We start from the raw sequence: 23442 nt of genomic DNA, 5'->3' as shown, positions 1-23442 counted from the left end.
ACATGACCACGGAACTGCCTGCCGGACTCCAGACCGCTCTCAAGATCGTCGCGGGCCAGCCCTGGCCCGAGGGGAGTGAGAGCGGCCTGCGTTCGATCAGCAGCGCGTGGTCGAAGATGGCGGACGAACTCGAGGTGTTCGCCGTCGCCATGGAGCGCTCCGCCCGCAACATGTCCCAGGACATGACGGGCGAGTTCTCCGACGGCTACCAGGACTGGGCCGCCCGGCAGGTCCGGACCAAACTCGACGAGCTCCGCGCCGGAGCCCAGGAGCTGTCGAGCCTGGCGAAGAACACCGCCGCCGACATCCAGCAGGCCCGTATCATGATCATCGTCCAGCTGGTGATGGTCGCCGCGGCGCTCGCCATGGCCTGGATCCCGTTCTTCGGTGGGGCCATCGTCTCCGCCGCCGTCACGGCGGCGCGCACGGTGATCTCGCAGGTCCTGCGCAACGTGATCACCAAGATCCTGGGCCGCACCATCGGCAACCAGGTCATCCGCACCGTCGGCACCACCATCCCCCGCGCCGTTGGCGGTGTCGGCAACAAGATCGGCGGCGGCGTCAACAAGGTCGTCGGCAACCGGGCCGGGAACGTCGTCAACCAGGTCGGCCGGCAGACCGTCAACAGCACCACGCAGGAGGTCGGGCTCGACGTCGCCATCCAGAGCGGCCAGATCGCCACCGGGGGCCGTGACGACTGGAACAAGGACAACACCATCGGCGCGGCGATCGGCGGCGCGACGAACGGCGCGGCCAGCGGCATCCTCGGTGCGGGTGGGCGAGGGCTGGGCAACAAGATCGGTGACGGCAAGTTCGGCGGCGGGCCGCAGAACTTCCACAACTCCAAGCCGGGCGAGGCCCTCAGCATGTTCGGCGGAGCGGCGCGGGAGGGCGTCGCGGCCGGTATCAGCGACGCCGCCACCGCGGCGGCGATGGGTGGCGAGTTCAACCCGTTCTCGATGAGCGCGGGCTTCTTCGGCGGGTTCAGCGGTCGAGGTGGCCGAGGCGGTGGCGGTGAGGGGGACGGGGTCGATGTCGGGACCGGCGACGACCTGACGGGACCGCCGACGCTCGACACGGAGAACAACCAGGCCCCGGTCCAGGAGGGCGGCGACGCGCCCCCAGCCGAGGAGGGGACCGGAGGCGGCGGGTCCGACAGCCGAGGGAACTCGACCGAGTTCGGTGGGCAGCAGGACAGCGGGAACCAGCACGCCGGCGACCGGGGGAACGCGGATCGGCCGGGCGAGTCCCAGTTCGGCCGCGACGGGACGGAGGGCGCCGGTAGCCCCCACGACCGGACCAGCAACCCGGGCGACACACCTGGCCATCGGGGCGGTCAACACTCCTCGGAGCAGGTCAGCCCGGACGCGCGCGGCGATCGGTCAGGCGGGTACGACACCCCGGGGCAGGACAGCCGAGGCCAGAACACTCCCGGCGGCGACGAGCGGACCTCGGGCTTCAACGGTGGCGTGCCCAGCCAGGTGAGCAACAACCAGCAGGGACCCGGGCAGCAGTCCAACCAGAACCAGCAGTCCAACCAGAACCAGCAGTCCAACCAGAACCAGCAGTCCAACCAGTCCAACCAGAGCGGCCGGCCTGGTGCCCAGAACGGTGGCCAGAACGACGTCAACCAGCCCGCCGGGCGGGACACGGTCCCCGGTGGGCAGCGCGGGGACTCCGGCGAGGGCATCGTCACCGAGTCCCGGGGCGAGCGGGGCGGCAATGGTGACGTCACCTCCCGGGACCGTCCGGACACCGTGGGCTCGCCGGACAGCGGCCGCGACTCCGCCTCGCGGGCCGACTCCGACACGAACGGCCGCCAGGAGACGAGCGACTCCCCAGGCAACCGGCAGTCGAACTCGAACGGCGGCGAGGGCGGGTGGAACCAGGGCGGGGAGACCGTTCCCGGGAACGCGCACGCCGACACGAGCCACGGCCAGGGCGGTCAGGAGTCCAACCCCGGGGAGGGACGCGGGCAGCGCGGGGAGGGCACCGACTCCGCCGGCCGCGAGATCGGCGACCGCCAGGGGACCGGAGAGCACCGGTCCACCGAGACGACCCCGGGCGAGAACGGCCGGGGCTCGGGGCAGGACTCCCAGACCGGCCGTGACTCCGGAACGGTCGGCGACGAGTCCCGCGACTCGCACCGGGGCACCGACAGCCGGTCCGACACCGGTGACGGTGCGAACGGCGGCGACCGCGGCGAGGACTCGCGACCCGGCCGGGAGTCGAGCGACCGCGATTCCAGCGGAACACCGGGCCGGGACACCGGTTCGGAGCAGCGGGACGGCCAGCGGTCCGGTGACGTCGACGGCGGTCCCGGTGAGCGGGGTGAGCGTGGTGGCGAGGAGGGTGCTCGGAGAGGGCAGGACGATTCGTCGTCGGAGCGTTCCGGGAGTCGTCCGGGTGAGCGGTCGGGTGAGGATGATCAGCGTTCCGGTGGTGAGTGGGGGAGCGGTGACCAGCGTGAGGGGGGTCGTGGTGGGGACTCCTCGGATCAGCGCGGCGGTGAGGACGGTCGTTGGTCCGGTGGTGAGCGGGGTTCTGGTTCGGAGCAGCGGGACGGCCAGCGGTCCGGTGACGTCGACGGCGGTCCCGGTGAGCGGGGTGAGCGTGGTGGCGAGGAGGGTGCTCGGAGAGGGCAGGACGATTCGTCGTCGGAGCGTTCCGGGAGTCGTCCGGGTGAGCGGTCGGGTGAGGATGATCAGCGTTCCGGTGGTGAGTGGGGGAGCGGTGACCAGCGTGAGGGGGGTCGTGGTGGGGACTCCTCGGATCAGCGCGGCGGTGAGGACGGTCGTTGGTCCGGTGGTGAGCGGGGTTCTGGTTCGGAGCAGCGGGACGGCCAGCGGTCCGGTGACGTCGACGGCGGTCCCGGTGAGCGGGGTGAGCGTGGTGGCGAGGAGGGTGCTCGGAGAGGGCAGGACGATTCGTCGTCGGAGCGTTCCGGGAGTCGTCCGGGTGAGCGGTCGGGTGAGGATGATCAGCGTTCCGGTGGTGAGTGGGGGAGCGGTGACCAGCGTGAGGGGGGTCGTGGTGGGGACTCCTCGGATCAGCGCGGCGGTGAGGACGGTCGTTGGTCCGGTGGTGAGCGGGGTTCCGGTTCGGAGCAGCGGGACGGCCAGCGGTCCGGTGACGTAGGCAGCGGTCCCGGTGAGCGCGGGGAACGCGGTGGCGGGGACGACATCGGCTCGGGTAGGGGCGCGCACGGCCGGCCGGAACCCGGGACCGAGGAGAACCGGGTCGGGCGGGACGACGTGTCGGAGCGCGGCGACGACCGTTCGAACCACCGGACCGGCGACGACGGGCAGCGGACGGGTGACCGGGGAGGCCAGCACTCCGACAACCGACCCGAGCAGGGGCGGACCACCCCCGTCGTCGAGGACCACCGTGGTGACGGCCATCGCGCTCCCGACTCCCACTCCCAGACCCAGCAGGGCGGCGGGCAGCGGGACTCCTCCTCCGACGGTCCCACCCGGGTCACCCCCGACCAGCACACCTCGACGGGACGCGCCCAGGACACCGACGCCCAGCAGCACACCGGGCGTCCCGAACCCGCGTCGAGCCCGTCCTCGGACCGGGGCGCGCAGGGGCCGCTGCCGGGCGGCCGCTTCCAGGAGGCGGAGCAAACCGGACCGAGCCCGAACGGCCGTACCGGGTCGTCCACCAGCTCCGACCAGCCATCCACCAGCGTCCAGCACCCCCCGACCACGGGCGACACCGGTGGTGGGCAGTCCCCCGCCCCGCAGCAGGGACAGCAGGGCGGCGGCACGCCGCACCAGGACCGACCCACCACGACGAGTTCCGACACCTCGGGGCAGCGCGCGGACACCCCGGTGGCGTCCCAGGCGGCGCCCCCACCCACGACGCAGTCCGGCTCCGGGACCCCCACCAACCAGGGGGGGAACACCGCGACGCAACCGACGAACTCGAACCAGCAGAGCGCTCCGCCGCCGGCGCCCGCCGCACGACCGGTGCCCACCGCCGTGCCGACGACCAGCACGCCCATCACCAGCGGTCCCGTCCCCACCACGACGAGCACGCCGGCACCCGCACCGGTGGTCACGAGCAGCGGCCCACCGAGCACCCCCACCCCCACTCAGGTGACCTCCGATGCCGGGGCCACCGCGCCAACGCCCAGCCCGTCCACGGGCGGCCAGGCGACCACGCCGGCCACGCCGACCCCGAACGGTCCCGCACCCCAACCCGCCCCGGGACCCAGCACCAGCACCACGCCAACTCCCACCCCACCGCCCGGCGGTGGCGGGCAGTCGAGCACTCCGACACCGCCGCCCACGAGCGGCGGTCACACCTCGACCACACCGGGTTCCTCGCACACCCAGCCGCCGCAGTCCCCGCCAGCCGTCCCCGACCGGGGAGGCGTGTCCACCGAGTCCCGCCCCTCGGGCCCCGCCCCGGAGCGCCCCACTCCCCGGCCGATCGTCGAGGTGGGCACCACTCCCGCCCCCAAGGCACCGACCGGCGGCCCGATCAGCGGGCAGACCGCCAGCCACACCACGGGGGCTCCACCGAATCCCGGTCCGAACCAGGGGCCGGCCACCCCACCACCGGCTCCCCGCCCCGACGACCCCGGCCGACCCACCCCGCCGCCGGAGAGCAACCGGCCCCCGACGAGTGGTGGCCAGCCCAGCCGCCCCGAGCCGATGCCCGTCCAACCGCCGGACCGGCGCGCCGAGGGCGGCCCGACACCCCCACCCGGCCAGCGGCCCACCCCCGGACGAGGGGACACCGAACAGCCGGGCCCGACACCCGTCCTCGTGCCACCCGGCCCCACCCCGAACGGCGGTTCCACCCCGCCCAGTGGACGGGACCGGTCCGGCGGACAGGACGGTCGAGCCGAGACGAACACCCCGAGTGACGGTCCCCAGCGGCCTCGGACCGAGTCCGAACTCGCGGCACCACCCGCTCCGCCATCCCGCCCGGCGATCACTCCGGAGGAGGTGACGAGGATCTACGACGTCCAGCGGGAGGCACTGGACGAACAGCTCACTCAGGTCCGGGCGGGCCGCACGATGACGTGGGACACCATGACGTCCTCGGACGGCGCTGTCTCGGTGTGGGTGGAGCGCGCCACACCGGACGTCGACTACCCGGTGAAGCGGGAGGCCCTCCAGGGGGCGCTGGACAGGGTTTCCCGCGCCGGTTATCGGTTCCCGGGTCCGGTGATGGTGACGATGGCTCCCCCCGACGCGCGGGGCGTGCTGACGCAGATGATGCACCTGCGGGACCCGGGGACCGGCGCCCACTCCTGGCACCTGCTGCTCGGCCCGAACGTCTTCCGGCCCAACGACGCCTCCGGCACCGACTACGGTGTGCGAGGAGGGGTCGGGGAGAGCGGGATGCGTGGGGTGGCGCACCGCGTCGCCGACGCCCGGTACGACGCCAAGCACAAGTTCCAGTCGCTGGGCATCGGGAGGCCGAAGTCGGAGTCCCGGAACTACCGCACGGCGATCGCCGAGGCGACCCTCGTGCACGAGTTCGGCCACGGCCTGCACACCGCGCACGACCCGTCGCAGTGGTTGCGGGTGCAGCAGCACGCGATGCGAGGCACCCAGCCGGTCCCGAATGCCGCTCCGAGCGCGCTGGACGTCAGCCACTACGCGACGAACAGTGGCCTGGAGTTCGTCGCCGAGGTCTTCACCGGCCAGGTGTACGGGGAGTCCTTCCCCGTTGGCGTGCGCAACGACTACGACGAGTGGGGCGGGCCTCCGCTGCCCTCCCCGCAGGCCCCACCGCCCCGCCCCGCCCTCACCCCCGAACGGGTCAACGAGATCTACCAGGTCCAGCGGGAGGTGTCGAACGAGCAGTTGGCGCGGATCCGCTCCGGCGGTGAGACGCGGTTCGACACCGTGACCTCGTCCGACGGCGGCGTCACGGTGCGCGTCGAGCACGCGACCCGGGATCCCGACTGGCCGGTGAAGAAGGATGCCCTCCAGGGGGCGCTGGACAAGGTGTCGGGCGCCGGTTACCGGTTCCCGGGGCCGGTGACGGTGTCCCTCGCACCGCCAGGGACCACCGGGGTGCTCACGCAGATGCTGCACCTGCGGGACCCGAACACCGGCACCCAGTCGTGGCACCTGCTGTTCGGCCCGAACGTCTTCCGGCCCAACGACGCGTCCGGCGCCGACTACGGGGTACGGGGAGGGGTCGGGGAGAGCGGGATGCGTGGCGTGGCGCACCGTGTCGCCGACGCCCGGTACGAGGCCAAGCACAAGTTGCAGTCGCTGTACCCCGGGAACCACAAGCCCAGGTCGAACACCTACCGCAGGGCCGTCGCGGAAGCGACCTTCGTGCACGAGCTGGGGCACGGTCTGCACACCGCCCAGGACCCGTCGCAGTGGTTGCGGGTGCAGGACCACGCCCTTCAGGGCACCCCGCCGACCTCCAACGCGGCGCAGAGCGCGATGGACGTCAGCCACTACGCGACGAACAGCGGCCTGGAGTTCGTCGCGGAGGTCTTCACCGCCCAGGTGTACGGCGAGGCACTACCCCACGACGTGCGCGGCGAGTACGCCGAGTGGGGCGGTCCGCAGAGCACCAACCCGCCCGCCCCACGCGCCCCGCTGCCCGGGGACGCTGACCACGGCGGGTCCACCACCGGCGAACCGGGCCGGAACCCCACCGACCAGACCACCACCGACGACCGGTCCGGCCCGGGCACCCGGGACTCCGAGGGTTCCCCCGGTCGCCCGGCGCGGCCCGGACGGGACGTCCCACCGCTGGATCCCGAACTACGCGCGAAGCTGGACGAGACGCCCTGGGTGGAACGTCGGAAGTACCGCCAGCTGCCCAGTCAGGACAGCCGCAGCGGCCTCGTTCCCCCTGGTGAGGGCGTGCCGCCCAAGCGGATCGTCCCCGGCCGCCCCTACGGGGAGCACACCGCCTTCGACGTGCGACGCGCCCAGGTCGGCGATCAGGGTGTCACCGAGGTGCGGGTCGTCGTTCGCGTCAACCCGGGCCCGGGGTCCACCGCGGACCCCGACGCCGTCTGGGCCGAGGCGAGCAAGGGCGTCGACGACTACTTCAACTCCCGCGACCTGCGCCTGCCCAACGGAGATCAGCTCCGGGTGCGGATCGAGCGCGCCGAGGGCGACCAGCCAGCACACCACGAGGTGCGGATCACCGAGAGCGGGCGGAACGACCAGCGCAACTGGCGTCCGGGACAACCTGGCCTCGTCTACGCCCACGAGGTCGGCCACATGATCGGCCTGCCCGACGAGTACAACCCCTCCGGTGAGGCCGACGGCCTGACGATCACCGGCACCCTCATGGGTGGTGAGACCACCTACCGCGACGCCGACGGGACCATCCGGGAAATGCCGGGGGTCCAGATCCCCGACCGCTACCTGCGGGTCCTCGACCAGCACATCGGCGACCTCTCCGCCGACACCGGGCCGTCGTCGTCCCGCACCTCCCCCGAGGGCTCCTCGGGGGACCGGGGTGAGCGCGGCGGGCCCGACCGGTCCCGAGCGGAGGGCGACGCGCCCCACGACCTCGACGCGCCCCCCGCGCCGGGGAGCCGCAGGGAACAGGGCGTCGAGCAGCGGGAGATGGAGCTGTCCCGCAAGTACCACACCAGGATCGGACCGGCACCGGGCACGGACGGCAAGCACTTCAGCCACTCCATGCTCGACAGGATCGACACCGTGCTGGGGGGCCTGCCGCCCCTGCACGTCCGGGACAACCCGTTCCTCGACTCGATCGTCCGCTCGGAGAGCAGTAGCGGCGCGAGCCGCTACAACCTCGACACCAACAGCATCGAGGTGGTGAACCCCGGCGGGATGCCCTCCTGGCTCTACACCAGGCTGGACCGGGGGATCGGCTGGCAGCGGTGGCTGATGGACCTCGGCCCGCTCTCCCAGTACGAAGGGCTGGGCGCCCGGGACGCCCTCAGGATCGGCGGCGAACGACGGCACGTCATGGGCGGGGTGTCCGACGTCCTGGCGCACGGCAACCTCGTGGAGTGGACACTCCGGCACGAGGTCGCCCACTCCGTGGACAACGGGCACGACTGGTTGGAGAACCACGCCCACGAGGACCGGTTCGGCGGTTGGCGGGTCCACGTCAACAGCAACGGCGACCACGACCTGTCGAGCGTGGCCGATGCGGTCGTCACCAAGGTCGGGATGACACCGGAACAGGCCGCCCGCACCGACAGGTCGGGGAGCACCACCTTCGACGACGCCCTGGAAACGGCGCTGCACCCCGAAGGCACCAGGAGCGATCCCGGCAACCTCGACCGGCTCCTCACCGACTACGGCCACCACGGCCCGGAATACCGGGCCAAGGTCCAACAGGCCATCGACTTCGCCCGGGCCGCGCTGCGGCAACCCTGGACCCTCGACGACGGTGGTGGCGACCGGCTCACCGTCGACGGGCGCATCTACCAGGTGAGCCCGCACAACCAGTGGGTGAGCTACCAGGCCTCGGCCCGGGACAACGCGGTGTCCAACTACCAGTTCTCCGATCCGATGGAGTGGTTCGCCGAGGCCTACGCCGCCTACCACGATCCCACCCCGGGACCCCGCGACGCCCTCACCCAGGAGGCGCGGGACTGGTTCGAACACAACGCCCGCGAGGCCACCCCGGCCGGCAGCCCGCGCCTGGGCGGCACCGAACTCGCCGCGCCCCCCGCACCGCCACCGGGGCCCGCGCCCCAGGGCACGGCGCCCGACTCGCGAGCCGGCCAGGGCGAGCAGCCGCCCGCCACGAACCCGACCAGCAGTCCGAGCGAGGGCGACGCGCCCAACCCCGACACCAGCCAACGCGGGGGCAACGACACCCGGACGACGCCGGACCCGACCGTCGACGAGGCCACGAGGCAGGCACCTCCGGGGGAGGTGGACGGAACCCGCGAGCCCACCTCCGAACGCGCCACGGATTCCACCGAACAGCGCCAGAGCCGCGAACCGCGACGTGCGCCGCTTCCCACGCCGCGTGCCTCCTCCGCCCCGCCGGTGCTGACGTCGCCGCTGGTGAACGAGCGCCCGCCGACGCCGAACACCCACGACCCCGCTCCCAGCCCCGTCGAACGGGCCGCATTCGACGCGGAGGGCACCAGCGGAACCGGCCGGGGGCCGCGAGTGCCGGAGAGCACCCCGGTGAGTGAGGGTGAGGGGTCGAACCAGGTCGTCGCGGACCGGGAGCCCACGACGCGCGTCGAGCCGGACGGGTCGGATCCGGCGCTGGTCGAGGACGGTGGCGCCACCACGACGACCACCGACGGTCGACCGTCCACGACCGAGGTCCCGCCGGCGCCGCCGGAGACCGCGCGGGGCGAGGGTGCGTCGGACGAAGCCGGCGGCCGGGTTCCCGTGCGGGACGAGGCCGGGAGCATCGAGGATCGGGTTCGTGCCGACGACGCCGTCCAGGACGGTGCGGAGCGGCCCGTGGTGCCCGCTGCGACGCGGGAAGGCGGGACGTCCACCACCGATGCGGAGACCGGCGGGTCCACACCCGCGCCGCCCCGCCGGGTCCGGTTCGCCGAGCCGGTGGAGAGGACCGCCGACTTCGAGGGGGATCGCCCCGAGTGGATCACGGAGCTGCTGGAGCGCGCCCGTGAACGGCGCGAGCACCCGCAGGACGGACTGACCGAGGGCGGCCTGGAGGAGCGGGGCACCGAGGGCACTGGCGGGACCACCCGGGATTCGCGGGTGCCGGAGAGCACCCCGGTGAGTGAGGGTGAGGGGTCGAACCAGGTCGTCGCGGACCGGGAGCCCACGACGCGCGTCGACTCGGACGGATCGGACCCGGTGCGGAGTGCGGACCACGTTCCCACCACCGAGGACACCAACCCTGAGCTGACCACGTCCGAGGTCCCGCCGGCGCCACCCGAGACCGCGCGGGGCGACGGTGCGTCGAACGACCCCGAAGGCCGGGTTCCCGACCGGGACACGGCCGGAGGCATCGAGGAACGGGGCGGTGTGGACCGCCCGGCCCAGGAAGGTGGATCGGCCACCCCCGATCCCGAGGGCGGCACGCCGCGCCGGCGGTACGACGTCGACGACCGCTCGGATCCCGAGTTCGCCCCGCCCCCCGAGCGGGGTTCCGGGCAACAGCGGGACTCCGGTCGGCGCTACCCGTTCGAGACCATCCCCGACGACTCGGTGATCTCCGACTTCTCTTACCTCGTTCGATCGAACAGGGACTTCTCGGAGTTCGACGCGGAACCTCCCGCGCCGAGCACCACGCGGCCGGCCGCGGGGCCGAACCCCTCGCGGGACCCCGGATCGACGACGTTCACGTCCCCGTTCGAGACCGAATCCGCCCCCCACCGGGTGCACATCTCGCGACTGCTCGATCAGGAACCTGGCCAGCACAGCCATCGTGAGGGGGACGACCCGCTGACCGAGCGCGTCACGCGGGAGACGGGCCACGACACGACGGTCAGTCCCGAGCGGACGACCGAGTCGGCCGTGCGGGAGACGGGCCATGAGACGACGGTCAGTCCCGAGCGGACGACTGACACCGACACGCCGGGGGCCGAGAAGAAGCCCAAGCGCGATCTGATGCCCCGGGACCTCAAGGATGCCGGAACACTCGGTCCGGAGGCCAAGATCCGGTCCATCGAGCTGGACCAGGACTCCAAGTCCTCGACGACGTCGTCCCAGGGCGGGCCGACGTCGGGGAGGAAGCCGACCCCGGCACAGCAGCTCACCACCATCCTCGACACCCTCACCGCCGGGGATCGGCCGAAGAAGCTGGGGTTGAGCCCGACCGAGGGGACGACGCTGCGCACCCAGGTGCGGGACCTCGTCCGACGGGAGGGCACGGTGGCCGCGCTGCGCCTGCTGACCGACGGACACCTGTTCCAGTTCACCGGGGACAAGGGCTCGGTCCGCGATGTCTGGGTTCGGCTCACGCCGGAATCGGTCCTGCCGGCCCCGGACGACACCGCCACGAAGTCGACCACGACGTCGGATTCCTCCGACGGGACGAAGACGAGTCGCGAGGACGGTTCCAAGGCGAACGCCAAGGACTCACCCGACGCCAAGGACTCGCCCGACGCCAAGGACTCGCCCGACGCCAAGGACTCGAAGGAGCCCAAGGGCAAGGACGGCAAGGACGGCAAGGACGGCAAGGACGGCAAGGACGAGGGGCCCAAGGACGAGGTCGCGCCCGGCACGTCGATCTCCTCGGAGCGTTCCCGGAACAAGCAGGTCAGCCGTTCCCTGATGCCCTTCACCCTTCGTGCGGGCACGCTGCTCCAGATGTTGACGGGCGCACCGATCATGGTGACGCCAACCTTCAGGAGCACGGCCGAGCGGTCCACCCAGGACAGCACGCAGCGTGTGGGAACCTCCTCGCGCTCGGTGTCCAAGGAGGGCGACCCCTCCCTGTTCGACGTCCGCTTCCGGGCCGACGTCGAGGTGCGGGGCCGCGGGAAGCCGAAGGAACCGGGGGTCAGCCTCCCCGGCGAGTTCCGGCTGAGCTACTCCGAAACGGCGCTGCGCGACGCCCGCCCCGGAGAATCCGCCTCGACATCGACCCCGAAGTCCGACACCGGGACAACCACGGAGGGTGGGACGTCCGTCGTCGACACCCGATCAGCGCCGGCTGACCAGAACACCACGTCGCGGGACAAGGCGGGCGAGGACACCCGGACGACCGAGGACACCAGCGGCAAGGACACCAAGGCCGACAGGGAGAAGGACACCAAGGCGGACAAGGACGTCTCGTCCCCGCAGGAGGGCACGAGGAACCCCGCCCCGCCCAAGCCGAGACCGGCGGTCGCCCTGCCACCCGCCCTGCTCGACCACATCGTGTCCGTGGATCTCGTCTCGGGCCTGGGGCAGGTCCGGGCGGACGTCATGAGCAAGCTGCCCGCCAGCGTCCCCGTCGACGGGACCATCCGCCGGGACGCGGTGAGCCGGATCAACTCGGCGCATGTGGAGAAGTCGGGGCCCGACGCCCTCATCCACGGACTGTCCACCTCCAATCCACAGCCTTCTGGGCGACGCACCTACCACCAGGTCCTCCCTGACGTCAGCACGACCACGACCACCAGGTTCCGCGGCTTCCAACGGCACGACGCCGGTGAAGCCACCCTCGGCCACGAGGCCTCCGCGACCGGGAGTCAGTCGAACGAGAAGGGGATTTCCAGCGGTTTCGAGCTCGGGGTCGAGGTACGCGGTTACGGTCCCGGTGGAGAACTGAGCCACGGCCAGCAGATGAACGTGGGCGGGGTCGGCACGCTCGGCTTCGGCGCTTCCCGGAAGACGACGGGCTCGTTGGCCTACAACCAGGCACTCAAGAGCGAGTCGAAGATCGATTCCGACACCACCCTCTTCGTGCTGGACGCCGAGTTCAGCGCGGACGTCTCCGCCACCCGGTTCCGGGGGATGGAGAACGTCGACTTCACCGTCGACGGCAAGGAGGGCAAGGTGCACCTGCGGGTTCGCGGCTCCGATGCGGACACCGTGGAGCTCCTGCTCAACGAGGCGCTCAAGGACCAGCCGGCCACCACCGAGAAGTCGACGGGTGGCGAGGGGTCGACGACGGTCGACAAGTCCGGCGGCGCCGACAAGGGGAGCGAGACGGGGGGCCCCGCGCCCGCCGGGAAGACCGGTCAGACCGACAACCAGGGTTCGGGCGACCGAGCGGCGGCGAACACCAATCCCACCACCAGCCCGCCCGCCGCGAACGGAGGACGGCAGGCCAACGTGACGCGGTGGGACCGGCTTTCGGTCCCCCTGCCGGTGCGCAGGCTCTTCGGCGGTGGGCGGGACACGTCGACGACGAACGGCGACCCCGCCTCGGGTATCCCGCTGACCCCCATCGCGCAGCCGAACCCCGCGAGTCAGACCGGCGCGGACACCCAGACTCCCGCCCAGTCGGCAGGGTACCAGCACGGCACCTCGGGTACCGACGGGAGCGGCAACGACCGCGCGAAGCGGGGCGAGACCGGGACCACGGGCCGGAACCCGGCAGGGACCGACCCGGCGAACGTCACGACCAGCAAGCCGGAGTCGGGTGGGGACGAGTCCGGCGGCGGTACCACCGACACGACCTCGTCCACGAGCAAGCCGGAGTCGGGTGGGGACGAGTCCAGCGGTGGCAACACCGACACGACCTCGTCCACCGCCAAGGACGGCTCAACGACGCCGAACCGTCCCAGCGTCGAGCGGCAGGCCGCCCTGAGGGCTGCCACCGACGCGAGCCTGTTCAACCACACCGAGCGCGTCAAGGGCGCGCACCAGGCCCTGGCCAAGGCGCACGCCGACATCGAGCAGCGCCTCACCAGGGATGGCGTCGTCGTCGACAAGCACGTCAGGGCACAGATCACCAGGAGCCTGACCGCCGCCATCAGCCAGTCGCGGGTCGAAGGCGACTACCACCGCATCTCCGTGCCGGGCAGCCCCCCGCTCACCTCGACCGTCCGAGTGGCGTCGCGAGAGTTCGAGATCGCTCTGACGGCCACGCCCGACAGCGACCCCGTGACCGCCGTCCACTCCGAACGGTCGGTCAAGGAAGGTGAGATCACCGCCACCCCGGGACAGGGCGCCGGGCTCGGGACCAAGATCCAGACCGCCGGTGCGCAGTTCGCCTCGTTGATGTTCGGCTTCCGCTCCCGCCTGAGCGGTGCGCCCAACCTCCAGCGCTTCCTGGGTGGCTTCCACCTCGGGCCGGGGTACCGTTCCGAGCACAACCACGGCTCGGGGCTGACCAGCACGACCAGCGTCGAGAAGAAGATCAAGTACAAGGGTCCGATCCGGGAGATCGAGCGCGGCGGGCAGTTGAACGTCACCATCACGGAGCCGTCCAACGACAAGGGCGGCAGGACCGACATCTCCGTCCCGGTGGTCGCTCGCCACCAGGTACCGGAGTTCCAGGTACCCACCGACGGCAAGGACAACCCGCAACGGTCGGTGGAGGAGTCCCTGCCCGGCAAGCCGATCACCGACCCCAAGGACGCGGACTTCCAGAAGAGCAGCCGGGAGGACGGGATCGACCTGTCCGGCGCCCTGGTGACAAGGCCCGTCAACGACCTGACCGCCATCAACGACGCGCTGAGGACCGCGCAGCAGGACGTGCGCGAGAGGGTCAACGCGAAGCCGAGCGACACCGACACCACGATGGTGATCGACTCCGAGTGGTGGGCCGCGAACCAGGACCGCCTCCTGGGAGAGGGCGCCGTGCTCTCGAACGGCACGGAGAAGGGAACCGTTCTCGACCGCACCGAAAGCGGTGTCATCGGGATGCGCGCGCACGGCGCCACCTACGTGGACAGCCCGCCCGGGCTGACGCCGAGCGAGCAGACCACGGTGGACAGCTCCCGCAAGCAGACCAGCGGGAGCAGCAGCGACACCTCGATGAACGTCAACGTGATGGTCACCCCCGTCACGGGCAACGCGGGGAAGAGCTGGTCGAGCGAGCAGTCGGCGGGCAAGGGCTACGGCGCGAAGAAGGTCACCGCCGTCGAGGGAATCAAGGACACGGTGTACCACCGGTACCGTGCCGACGCCCTGGTGACCATCTCGGCCCACGCCTGGCAGAACCTCCTCGGACAGCCGAACCAGGACGCCTGGGGGCACCGGAACTTCTTCGGGTACCCGATGGCTCCGGCGACCAAGACCGTCACGGTGCTCATCCCCAAGGCACTCGAGTTCGTGGTCACCGACACCCAGCGCCAGGACAAGAAGCTCCCCGAGCCGCCCAGCACGGTGAAGGACGGCACGAAGGAGCCCAGCGAGGGCGGATCGACCGGGACGACGAAGGAGGGCACGGAGGGAACGAAGTCCCCGGACCAGGACGCGCCGAACACCGAGGCCGGCCCGGCGAGCGACCAGACCGAGGGCCGCGACTCGGCGAGCGACGGGCGACACGACGGCCAGCGGCGCGGTCCGGCCGACACCACCGAGTCCGCCATGCGGGACACGGCCGGTGGGGATGGTCGGACGAACCAGCGAGGCGAACGCTCGGCCGAGACCACCGACGCGACGGACACCACCACGTCGACGACGAGAGCTCCGGAGAACCCCAACGGGGACACCACCGGAACGACTCCGGAGAACAGCACCGGAACGACTCCGGAGAACAGCACCGGGAAGGCTCCGGAGAACAGCACCGGAACGACCCCGGAGAGCAGCACCGGGAAGGCTCCCGAGAATTCCACCGGGAAGGCACCCGGGAAGGACCCGGCCTCCACGGCGAAGGACGGGACGACGGAGACCGACGGGAGCACCGCGACCACCGAGAGCCCGAAGAAGAACCCGGGCGCTGGTACCCGGAAGCTCCCGCCCTACATCGGGGTCGGGACCGCGCTGGGCGCCGACACCGCCCTCGTTTCCCCGGAGGGCCTGAAGGAGCTCGACGCGACGCTCAAGAAGGTGATCGCCCAGGTCACCCCCGGCGCCGCGCCCTTCGTCAAGGCAGGTGACCAGAACCCGCCCCCGATCGGCGCACTGGCCCGCACGGCCGAGCTCACCGCTGAATCCAGGGGTGGAGCCACGGTGGAGCGCATGGCCACCGGGCAGGCGAGCGTGCTCCACACCCAGTCGATGGTCTTCAAGGACCGGACCTACGAGTACCGGGTGATCGCGCGGGAGGATCCGAGCAAGGAGATCACCCACCTCGGGGCCGAAGAGCGGAAACACCAGTCCGAGCAGGCCTCCTCCACGCCGAGCGAGGTGGGTGGCGGCAGGGGCACGGGCTGGTCCGCCGCCGCCGGCCTCAGCTACATGTTCGGGGAGACCCCGGCCGATGGACCACCTCCCGGCGGGATGGGTGGCCCCGTGTTCGGTGGGAGCTGGAGCGGCAGCAAGAGCGTGTCGCGCACCGACGAGGCCGTGGACAAGCGCGGGGACAAGGTCGAGGTGACCCAGGTCGAGCGGTTCACGGTGCCTGTCACCTACGAGATCGAGGTGTACCAGGTCGACACGCCCGGCATGATCATGTCCAAGATCTCCGGTGGGCACAGTCCGCACGTCCTGAACTCCAGCAACTACCGGAAACCCTCGACGCGTCAGCTGCCCGTGCCCGAGGAACTGAGAACGGTTCCCGGGAAGGTCGACCTGCTGGTCCCGCACGACGACACGCTGCCCGTGGAACGGACCGACGGGGACACGAGCGGCTCCACGCGCGGCGACGGGCAGTCGAAGTCCGAGGGGAAGCAACCGGAGGGCAAGTCGAACGAGGGCAGGTCGAACGTCGCTGCCTCGTCCTCGACGGCAGCACCGAAGTCGACGTCCGACCAGGCGACGTCGAACTCGGAGCGGCAGGACAGGTCCCCCTCGACCGGTGCCCCCGCCGGCCGGGAGCGGATGCCGAAACTGGAGGCGCTCGGCAAGGACGAGAAACCCACCGGGAAGGACTACACCGACGTACTCAGCAAGGCGACTACCCTCCGCGTGCGCGGGATCGCCACCGACGGGCTCGCCGACCACGTGGTCGACTCCGCCGTTCGAGCACCGAACAAGGGCGGTGACCCATCACACCGCGCCGAGCGCCTCTACGGGGACGCCACGGAGGAGCGTCGGGAGATCCGGGACCTGGCCTCCGAGCGGCAGCTGTCCGTGCACCTCCCGCGCATCCTCGGGGAAGGGATGCCCTACTCGCACGAGGTCGTCAACCGCAACCGCTATCGGACCGCGAAGCACACCACAGAGATCAAGCCGAAGGTGTACGAGGTCGAGTTCGACGGGTCCCGCACCATCAAGCGCGAGATCTCGTCGACCAGCGGGCACTCGACCTCGATCAGCCACACACAAGGCAAGGTCAAGGGACCGAACGCCGGTGCGATGGGCACCAACCCGAGCAACCCGGCCGGTGGTACCGGTGGGGGCACACCCGGCCTGACCCGGCGGGAGGGCAGTTCGTACAGCGAGAAGAGCGAGGACACCTCGGGGGAGAAGAGCACTCACGAGAACGTCACGCTGTACCGCTACCGCGCGGACGTCTACTACGACATCGTCAACAGCTTCCACAAGCGGCGCAACATCTTCCCCTGGCCCCTGGAGCGTGTTCTCCTCAGCCCGCTGGACATCACCACGACCACGACGGTGCGTGGCCGCGAGGGGCTGTACTTCGAGCTGAACGAGGCCGAAGCCAAGGAACTCGGCCTGCCGACCGAGAAGAAGCCGGCCGTCGAGCAGAAGAAGCCGGCTGAGCAGGAGGCCGCGGTCGAGCAGAAGGCTCCGGTCGAGCAGGAGGCCTCTGGCGAGCAGAAGTCGTCCCCTGGCGAGCAGGAGTCCCCGTCCGTCGAGCAGCAGGCCCCGGTCGTGGAGCAGAGCACTCCGGTGGTCGAGCCGGAGGGGCCGCCGGTCGTGGAGCAGCGGTCACCGGTGGCCGAGCCCGAGGCGCCGGTCGTGGAGCCGGAGGACGCTGCCGTCGAGGGGACCGTGCCGGAGCAACGGGAGCAGCCGGGCGTGGAGCCGGAGGGGCCCGCGACTGAGCGGCGGGCGCCGGGCGTGGAGCCGGAGGACCGTGAGGTTGAGCCGGAGGGTTCACCGGCGGTCGAGTCGAACGCTTCTCCCGCCGATGAGCAGGAGACCTCGCGGTCGGAGGACCCTGCTGTCGAGGTGACGGCGCCGGTGGAGCAGCAGGCGCCCGTGGTGCGGAAGCCACCGGTTGTCGAGCAGCAAGGAAGTGCGCAGTCGGAGGGGACGGTCGTTGAGCTGACGGCACCGACCGAGCAGAAGGCACCAGTTGTCGAGCCAGCATCCCCAGCCGTTGACCCGGAGGCCACGGCCGTCACGTCGGTGGCGCCGGATGTCGAGCCGCTCGCCCCTGCCCCTGATTCGGAGGCGACGCTCCAGCCGGAGGCGACGACCACGACGACCGTGCGCCCAGAGGCGGCGGTCCAGCCGGAGCCGGCTGAGGCGACCGCGCGGCCGGAGGAGACCACCCCACCAGCCGAGCAACCGGCGGGGGCTGTCCAGGCGGAGACGACCGGTCAGCAGACGACAGCAACCGCCGAGCCGGAGGTGCCCGCCGGCGTCCAGCAGACGTCTACCGCGCCCCCGCCGCCGCTGACCGTGGTGGAGGACCTCGCGGCCTTCCTGAACCCGGAGCCGGCGGCCCAGGTGGCCCCGGCGGCGGGCCAACCGGCGTCGACCGCCGGCCAGCAGCCGCCGGCGCCCTTGGTCGTGAGCAGCGCCGCCGCTGCCCAGGCCGTCGCGACCGAGCCGGCGGTGACGCCGACCAGCACACCGCCGCCCGCGTCGCCGGTCGCACAGCAGACCCCGGTCGCCGGTGCGGCGGAGACCGGCACCCCGGCTGAGCCGGTCGTCGTCTTCGACGACGACGACGTCCTCCCCGCCAACCCGGCGCTCTACGCCGACCTCAGCCAGGACGACGGGAACCAGGGGAGCAACTTGTGGTACTGGGTGGGCAGACCGCCCGAGGACATCGACAGCTTCGTCCGCATCGAACAGTTCTGCGCGGTCCTCGCGACCCGGTGGCTGAACACCCCCACGCCGGAGCCCGCGCCGAACCAGCGGTTCGCGGACCTCGACGAGACCGAACGCAACAGCGCGGTGAACACGCTGATCGCGTGGAACGGGGCGGCCGACGGCCAAGCCGCCCAGGTCGAGTGGGTCCATGACCAGCTCGACCCCGAGGGCGCTCGGCGACCGACCTCCGAGGAACTGGTGAACCTGCTCCAGGCGGGTGAACTCGGCGCCGGGGACCGGATCTGGCTGGCAACCGGGAGCCATGCGACCGCCGTGATGATGATCTCACCGACGGAGGGCTTCTTCTACGAGCCCAACACCGGACGGGTGGAGCGGTTGTCGATCGAAGGGCTGACGCGCCGCTTTGTGGAGAACACGGCTTTCGTGCTCGCACCACCGAGGAGCGCGTGAGCGCGGTGCGAACGGTGGACGCGCGCGTGCCCGGGACGACGAGCGGTCGCCCAGACCAGGCGACTCCCGGTGGCCGGAATCAGGACGGGTTCGCGGAGGGCGCTCCGCTCGCACCGCGCGTGAGCAGCCCGATCCCGGGCTCCGGGCGTGAGACGCACTCGTGCGGAGCAGGGCGCACACCACTCGGCGGGGTGGGGCGGACGGCGGCGTGGCGGCCGTGGCCGGTCCGGACCGACCAGGCCGAGCACGACCACCTGACGGAAGGAGAAGCGCATGCTGTCCCCCCATGAGGCGCTGTTGAGGTTGGCGCCCCTGCTGCCGGAGGACGTCCTCTGGCAGAGCAGGCGTTGGCTGGCCGCCGGCCACTGGGAGCTGGCCGGGCGGGCGGTGGTGATGAGCCTCGCCGACCACGGGATCGACGTCCCCCTCGGGTTGCGCGAGGTGTTGGCGAGCGCCGGGGGTGCGACCACGCCGCTGCTGTCCCTGCTCCGCGACGACGAGTCGGGGGACACGCCGGCCTGGGAGTTCGTCGACGAGCGCGCCCGCGACGTCCTGGTCCCGGTGGCCGCGTCGGCCGTCGTCACCGAGGTCCTCTCCGCGACGCCGGGAGAGCACACCGCCTGGCAGGTGTGGCGGGTCGGCACCATCGAGGTGCCCGGTATCCCACCACGTCTCGTGCACCTCGTGGAGACCACGGCCACCATGGAGGGCGCCGCGGAGCTGGCCAGCAGGCTCGGTGACGCGTTGGTCGAGATCGGCCTGGTCAGCCCGGCCGTTGAGGTGTTCTCACCGGAGACCAGCCTTCCCGACTACCAGACACTGGCCCTGATCAGCGGACGTGAGGTGTTCGCCTCGCAGCCACCACCGGTCCCGAGGCTGGCGGAACTGGACGAGGATCGGGTTCGCCTGTTCGACCCGGCCAACGCCGTCGACACCGGCGACCGGGACGAGGAACTGGGCTACCTCGCCGGTGGTCACCCCCTGGTGGAGAGCGCCCTGCCCGGCTACGACCTGCTCGACGACTCGGCCGGCCGGGTCGTGCCCGGCGGCCTGCTGACCGACGGGATCTGGGTGTGGCCGGCGGCCCTGGGCTACTACCTCGACCGGTACGGCGTGCCGATCCCCACCGAGCTCAGCGCGCACGTCAGGGCCGCCGAGACCCGGCCCCTCGTGCCGTCCCGCCGTGAGTGGTTGGCCACCGTCGCCTTCGTGCTGGACGCCCAGCAGGAGGGCGTCACCCCGGCGGCGGGGTAGACCGACGGGGCAGCGCCGCCCGGGTGGGGTGCCGCGCCCCGAGGCGGACCACCGGGAGGATGTGGATCGGCCCGGTGCGGGGTGGGAGGCGTTCGCCTCCACCCGGGTCCCGGGGCCGTCCCGACGGGGATGCCCGGCGAGCAGGAGCCACGGGACGGCGGCATCCCGGGTGGACCGTCGACGGCTGGCGCGGCTGGTGGCAGCACGCGCCACGGCGTTCGCCTTCCCCGTACCACCGGGCAGCGACCGGAACCCGGGCTTCGCGGCCCCAGGTGTCCGTCGGTGGAGCCGCCGCGACGCTCGCCCACGTGCCGCGACGGCCCGGCCGTCACCGAACGCACCCGGGGCGGTGTGACGGAGACCGAGCGGCCGGGCCCGCCACCCGGCGGCGACGGGACGTCCGGCCACCCTCACGGGTACTCGCCGGTCAGCATGGCCGCCGCGAGGTCCACCCTGGACCCGTAGCCCCCTTTGGCGAACAGGCGGGTCAGCCGCCCTTCGACGCTCTTCTCGCTGGTCTGGAGAGCCGTCGCCAGCTCCCGGTTGCTGAGCCCCTCGGTCACCAGCACCGCCAGCAGCAGTTCGTTCTCGGCGGTCGTCGCGGTGCGTCCCGGGACCGGGAGGTTGTGCGCCCGCATCAGGTTCCGGGTCCTGGCCCGCCACAGCAGGGCGTCGAGGTCACCGAACAGCTGGTAGGCCTCGGGTAACAGCTCGTCGGGCCGGTACCCCAACGACGACGCCAGCAGTGCCGTGCCCGCGATCTCCGAGGGCTGCGCGCGTTCCCGGGCCAGCTCGACCGCCGCCGCCGCCGCGTCCCGGTCGCGGTGGACCAGCGCCTGGCTGCGCAGCGACAGGAGTTCGGTGCGCCCGGTCCCCATCCGGCGCGCGACCGAGGTGATCGCCGCGAGGTGGCCGGTGGCCTCCTCGACCCGGCCCTCGGCCGCGGCGATCTCCGCCAGTTCCGCCCAGAGTTCGTCGGTGCCGAGGACGAACCCGGCGGCCGCCGCCCGGTCCAGGCCCCTGCGCAGCGCGAGGATCGCGCCATCGCCATCGCCCAGCAGACGGCGGATGCGAGCCTGGGCCAGGTCCAGCAGGTAGTCGGCCTGCACGGGTTGGGACCGCGCCGTCTCGGCGAGTTCGTTCGCCCTGGCCAGCCGACCCCGAGCGGCGAGGATCTTCACCGCGTCCCGGTACATGATTGTTGGCCCCGGGGGCCTGGCCACCGTGTTCCCGGCCGCCATGCTGCGGCGTGCGACGTCCATCGCGGCGACCCAGTCGCCGCGCATCTGGTGGATCATGAACTGGTCGGTCGTCAGCAGCTGGTCCACCCGGATGCCCTCCGCCGACAGCAGTTCCAGGGTCCGGGTCAGTTCCCCCATCGCCAGGAGCATGCTGACCTGGTAGCGCAGCCGTTCGAAGCGCAGCTGCGGCACGTCCTGGCCGCGCCAACGGGAGGAGTCGGCGAGGAACTCCCGGAACTCCGCCGGATCGCCCTGCCAGATCGCCGCCCCCGCTCCCAGGATGTGCGCGAAGTCGGCGGAGGCGGGCTCCCGGGACCAGCTGTCCCTGGTCGCCGCCAGCAGGGCCCGTCCCTCGCCGTACCGCTGCAACTGGAAGAGCGCCGCCGCCCTGGACACCGCGTGCTGCCCAGGGCCCCCGGGCAGCACGGTCCGTTCGCCGTCGGCGATCCCGCGCAACGGCCCGGTGTTCCCCGTCGCCCACTGGCAGGTCACGTAGATGACGCCGAGTTCCTGCCGAGCGGACTCCGGGACGTAGGGGGCGTGCCGGCTGATCAGCTCCTCCGCGCTGTCCGCGGCGTCGGTGGGACGTTCGTTGATGGCGCAGGCGGCGCAGTGCCCCACGAGGGTCATCGCGCGCCGGGTCGGGTCGGTGATCAGTTCCGCCGCGGCCCGGAGCCACCGCGCGGACCGCAGGCCGTGGGTGAACAGGGTGGCGCCGCCCCGGTCGGTCAACTCCGCGGCGGCCCGTTCCGGGTCGACGAGGCCCCCCGCCTCGACCAGCAGGTCCGCCACGGCGTCCTGGTCAAGGGCGGTCGGGCCTCCCTCCCACACCCGGGCGACGGCGAGGGCGGACAGCCGACGGCGCTGGTACGGGCCCAGGCCGGCCCGCAACGCCTCCCGGACCGCCGGCAGCCGGAAGCGCCAGCCACGCCGGCCCGCCACCAGCACCCTGCGTCGCCGCAGCAGGTCGAGCGCCCCCCGCACCGTCGGAGCCGGCTGGGCCAACGCCTCGGTGAGCATCGTCTCGACGCCGACTCCCAGGGGAGCCAGGACCGCCAGCGCCTCGGCCACCGACCTGGCCAGGGGGCCGGCCTCACGGATCGGCGCGAGCAGCGGGCTCCTCGTGGTGAACCGGGGCGGTTCGAACTGGGGCACCAGGTAGGCGTGGCGGTCGACGACCCGCAACGCACCCGACTCGGAGAGCCCCCGCACGGCCCACCGGAGGGCGGCGGGGTTCCCCCGGGACAGCGAACGGAGTTCCCGCGTGAGCACCGGGTCCGGTCGTGCCTGGAGCCACTCGGTGAGCAGCCGGTGGTCCTGGTCGCGGGTCAGCGGACGCAGCACGGTGGACGAGAGCAGCCCGTCGTCGGTCATGCGGGCGACGACCTCGGCCTCCTGCCCCCCGAACGGGCCGACCGGGTCCGGCGCACCGTCGACGCGCGCGGAGAGGACGATGCCGCACCCGGTGCCCAGCAGTCTCCTCGCCAACGGTTCCACCACGCGTCCGCTGTCGCCGTCCAGCCAGTGCGCGTCGTCGACGAGGATCACCAGCGGGGCGTGCGCGCGCAGGACCTGGGCCAGCGCCGCGGCCAACCGCGCGTCCGTCTCGGGTGCCCGCTGGTCCGGGGGTACGGCGCTGACCCGGGCCACCAGGTCGAGCAGCACCTCCCGTGCGGAGGTGGGCCCGGCCGGCCCGGTGGGCGGCTCCGGGACCGACGGCAGGCAGGTGAGGAGACGGTAGACGGCGCTGTACCGGGTTCCCCCGTCGTCCTGGCTGGCCGACAGGGAGAGGGTGCGGATGCCAGCCGCGCGCAACCGCCCCCGCAGGGCGCGCAGCAGCGAGGTCCGGCCGGCACCGGCCTCGCCGAGCACCCGCGCGAACGGGGGGCCGTCGGCGCGGGCGCACTCCGCGGCGAGGCGGTCGATCACCTCGTTCCTGCCGACCAGCGGCGGAGGTGCGGGACGCGCGGAGGTGGATCCGTGCACGAGTGGCGCGTGGTTCACCGGGTGCCTTTCCTGGCGGTCGAGCGCGTCGCCCTGCGGTGACACGACAGCGGGAAGCGCCACGGTGCGCTCCGGACGGAGGGGGACGGCCGTTCGGCCGTCCGCCGGACGACGAAAACGGA

At 72.3% G+C, this 23442-nt stretch carries 3 protein-coding genes; 2 read left to right on the top strand and 1 reads right to left on the bottom strand.

The annotated features are described in order from the left end of the window. The first annotated feature begins 2 nt into the window (after positions 1-2). Together C1701_RS26715 and C1701_RS26710 are read left to right on the top strand one after the other, a co-directional pair. Positions 3-18821: a WXG100-like domain-containing protein gene (locus tag C1701_RS26715; protein ID WP_103056895.1), complete on the top strand. Its 18819-nt coding sequence runs from the start codon at positions 3-5 to the stop codon at positions 18819-18821. A 273-nt stretch (positions 18822-19094) separates the two neighbouring features. Then, the gene (locus C1701_RS26710; RefSeq protein WP_103056894.1) at positions 19095-20075 is read left to right on the top strand and encodes a hypothetical protein; all 981 of its coding nucleotides are present in this window, start codon (positions 19095-19097) and stop codon (positions 20073-20075) included. Positions 20076-20485: 410 nt separating this feature from the next. On the opposite strand, the gene C1701_RS26705 is transcribed toward C1701_RS26710, so the two are convergent. Further along, positions 20486-23320: an AAA family ATPase gene (locus C1701_RS26705; RefSeq protein WP_051713277.1), complete on the bottom strand. Its 2835-nt coding sequence runs from the start codon at positions 23318-23320 to the stop codon at positions 20486-20488. Positions 23321-23442: the final 122 nt, after the last annotated feature.

The organism is Actinoalloteichus sp. AHMU CJ021 (assembly GCF_002895405.1).
GTDB lineage: Bacteria > Actinomycetota > Actinomycetes > Mycobacteriales > Pseudonocardiaceae > Actinoalloteichus_B > Actinoalloteichus_B caeruleus.
Note: the sequence above shows the minus strand (reverse complement) of the source record. Positions and strands in the feature narration are given on the sequence as shown.

Excerpts from the sequence above, each read along its gene's own strand:
- C1701_RS26715 (WP_103056895.1), top strand. The coding sequence starts at position 3 with ATGACCACGGAACTGCCTGCCGGACTCCAGACCGCTCTCAAGATCGTC.
- C1701_RS26710 (WP_103056894.1), top strand. The coding sequence starts at position 19,095 with ATGCTGTCCCCCCATGAGGCGCTGTTGAGGTTGGCGCCCCTGCTGCCG.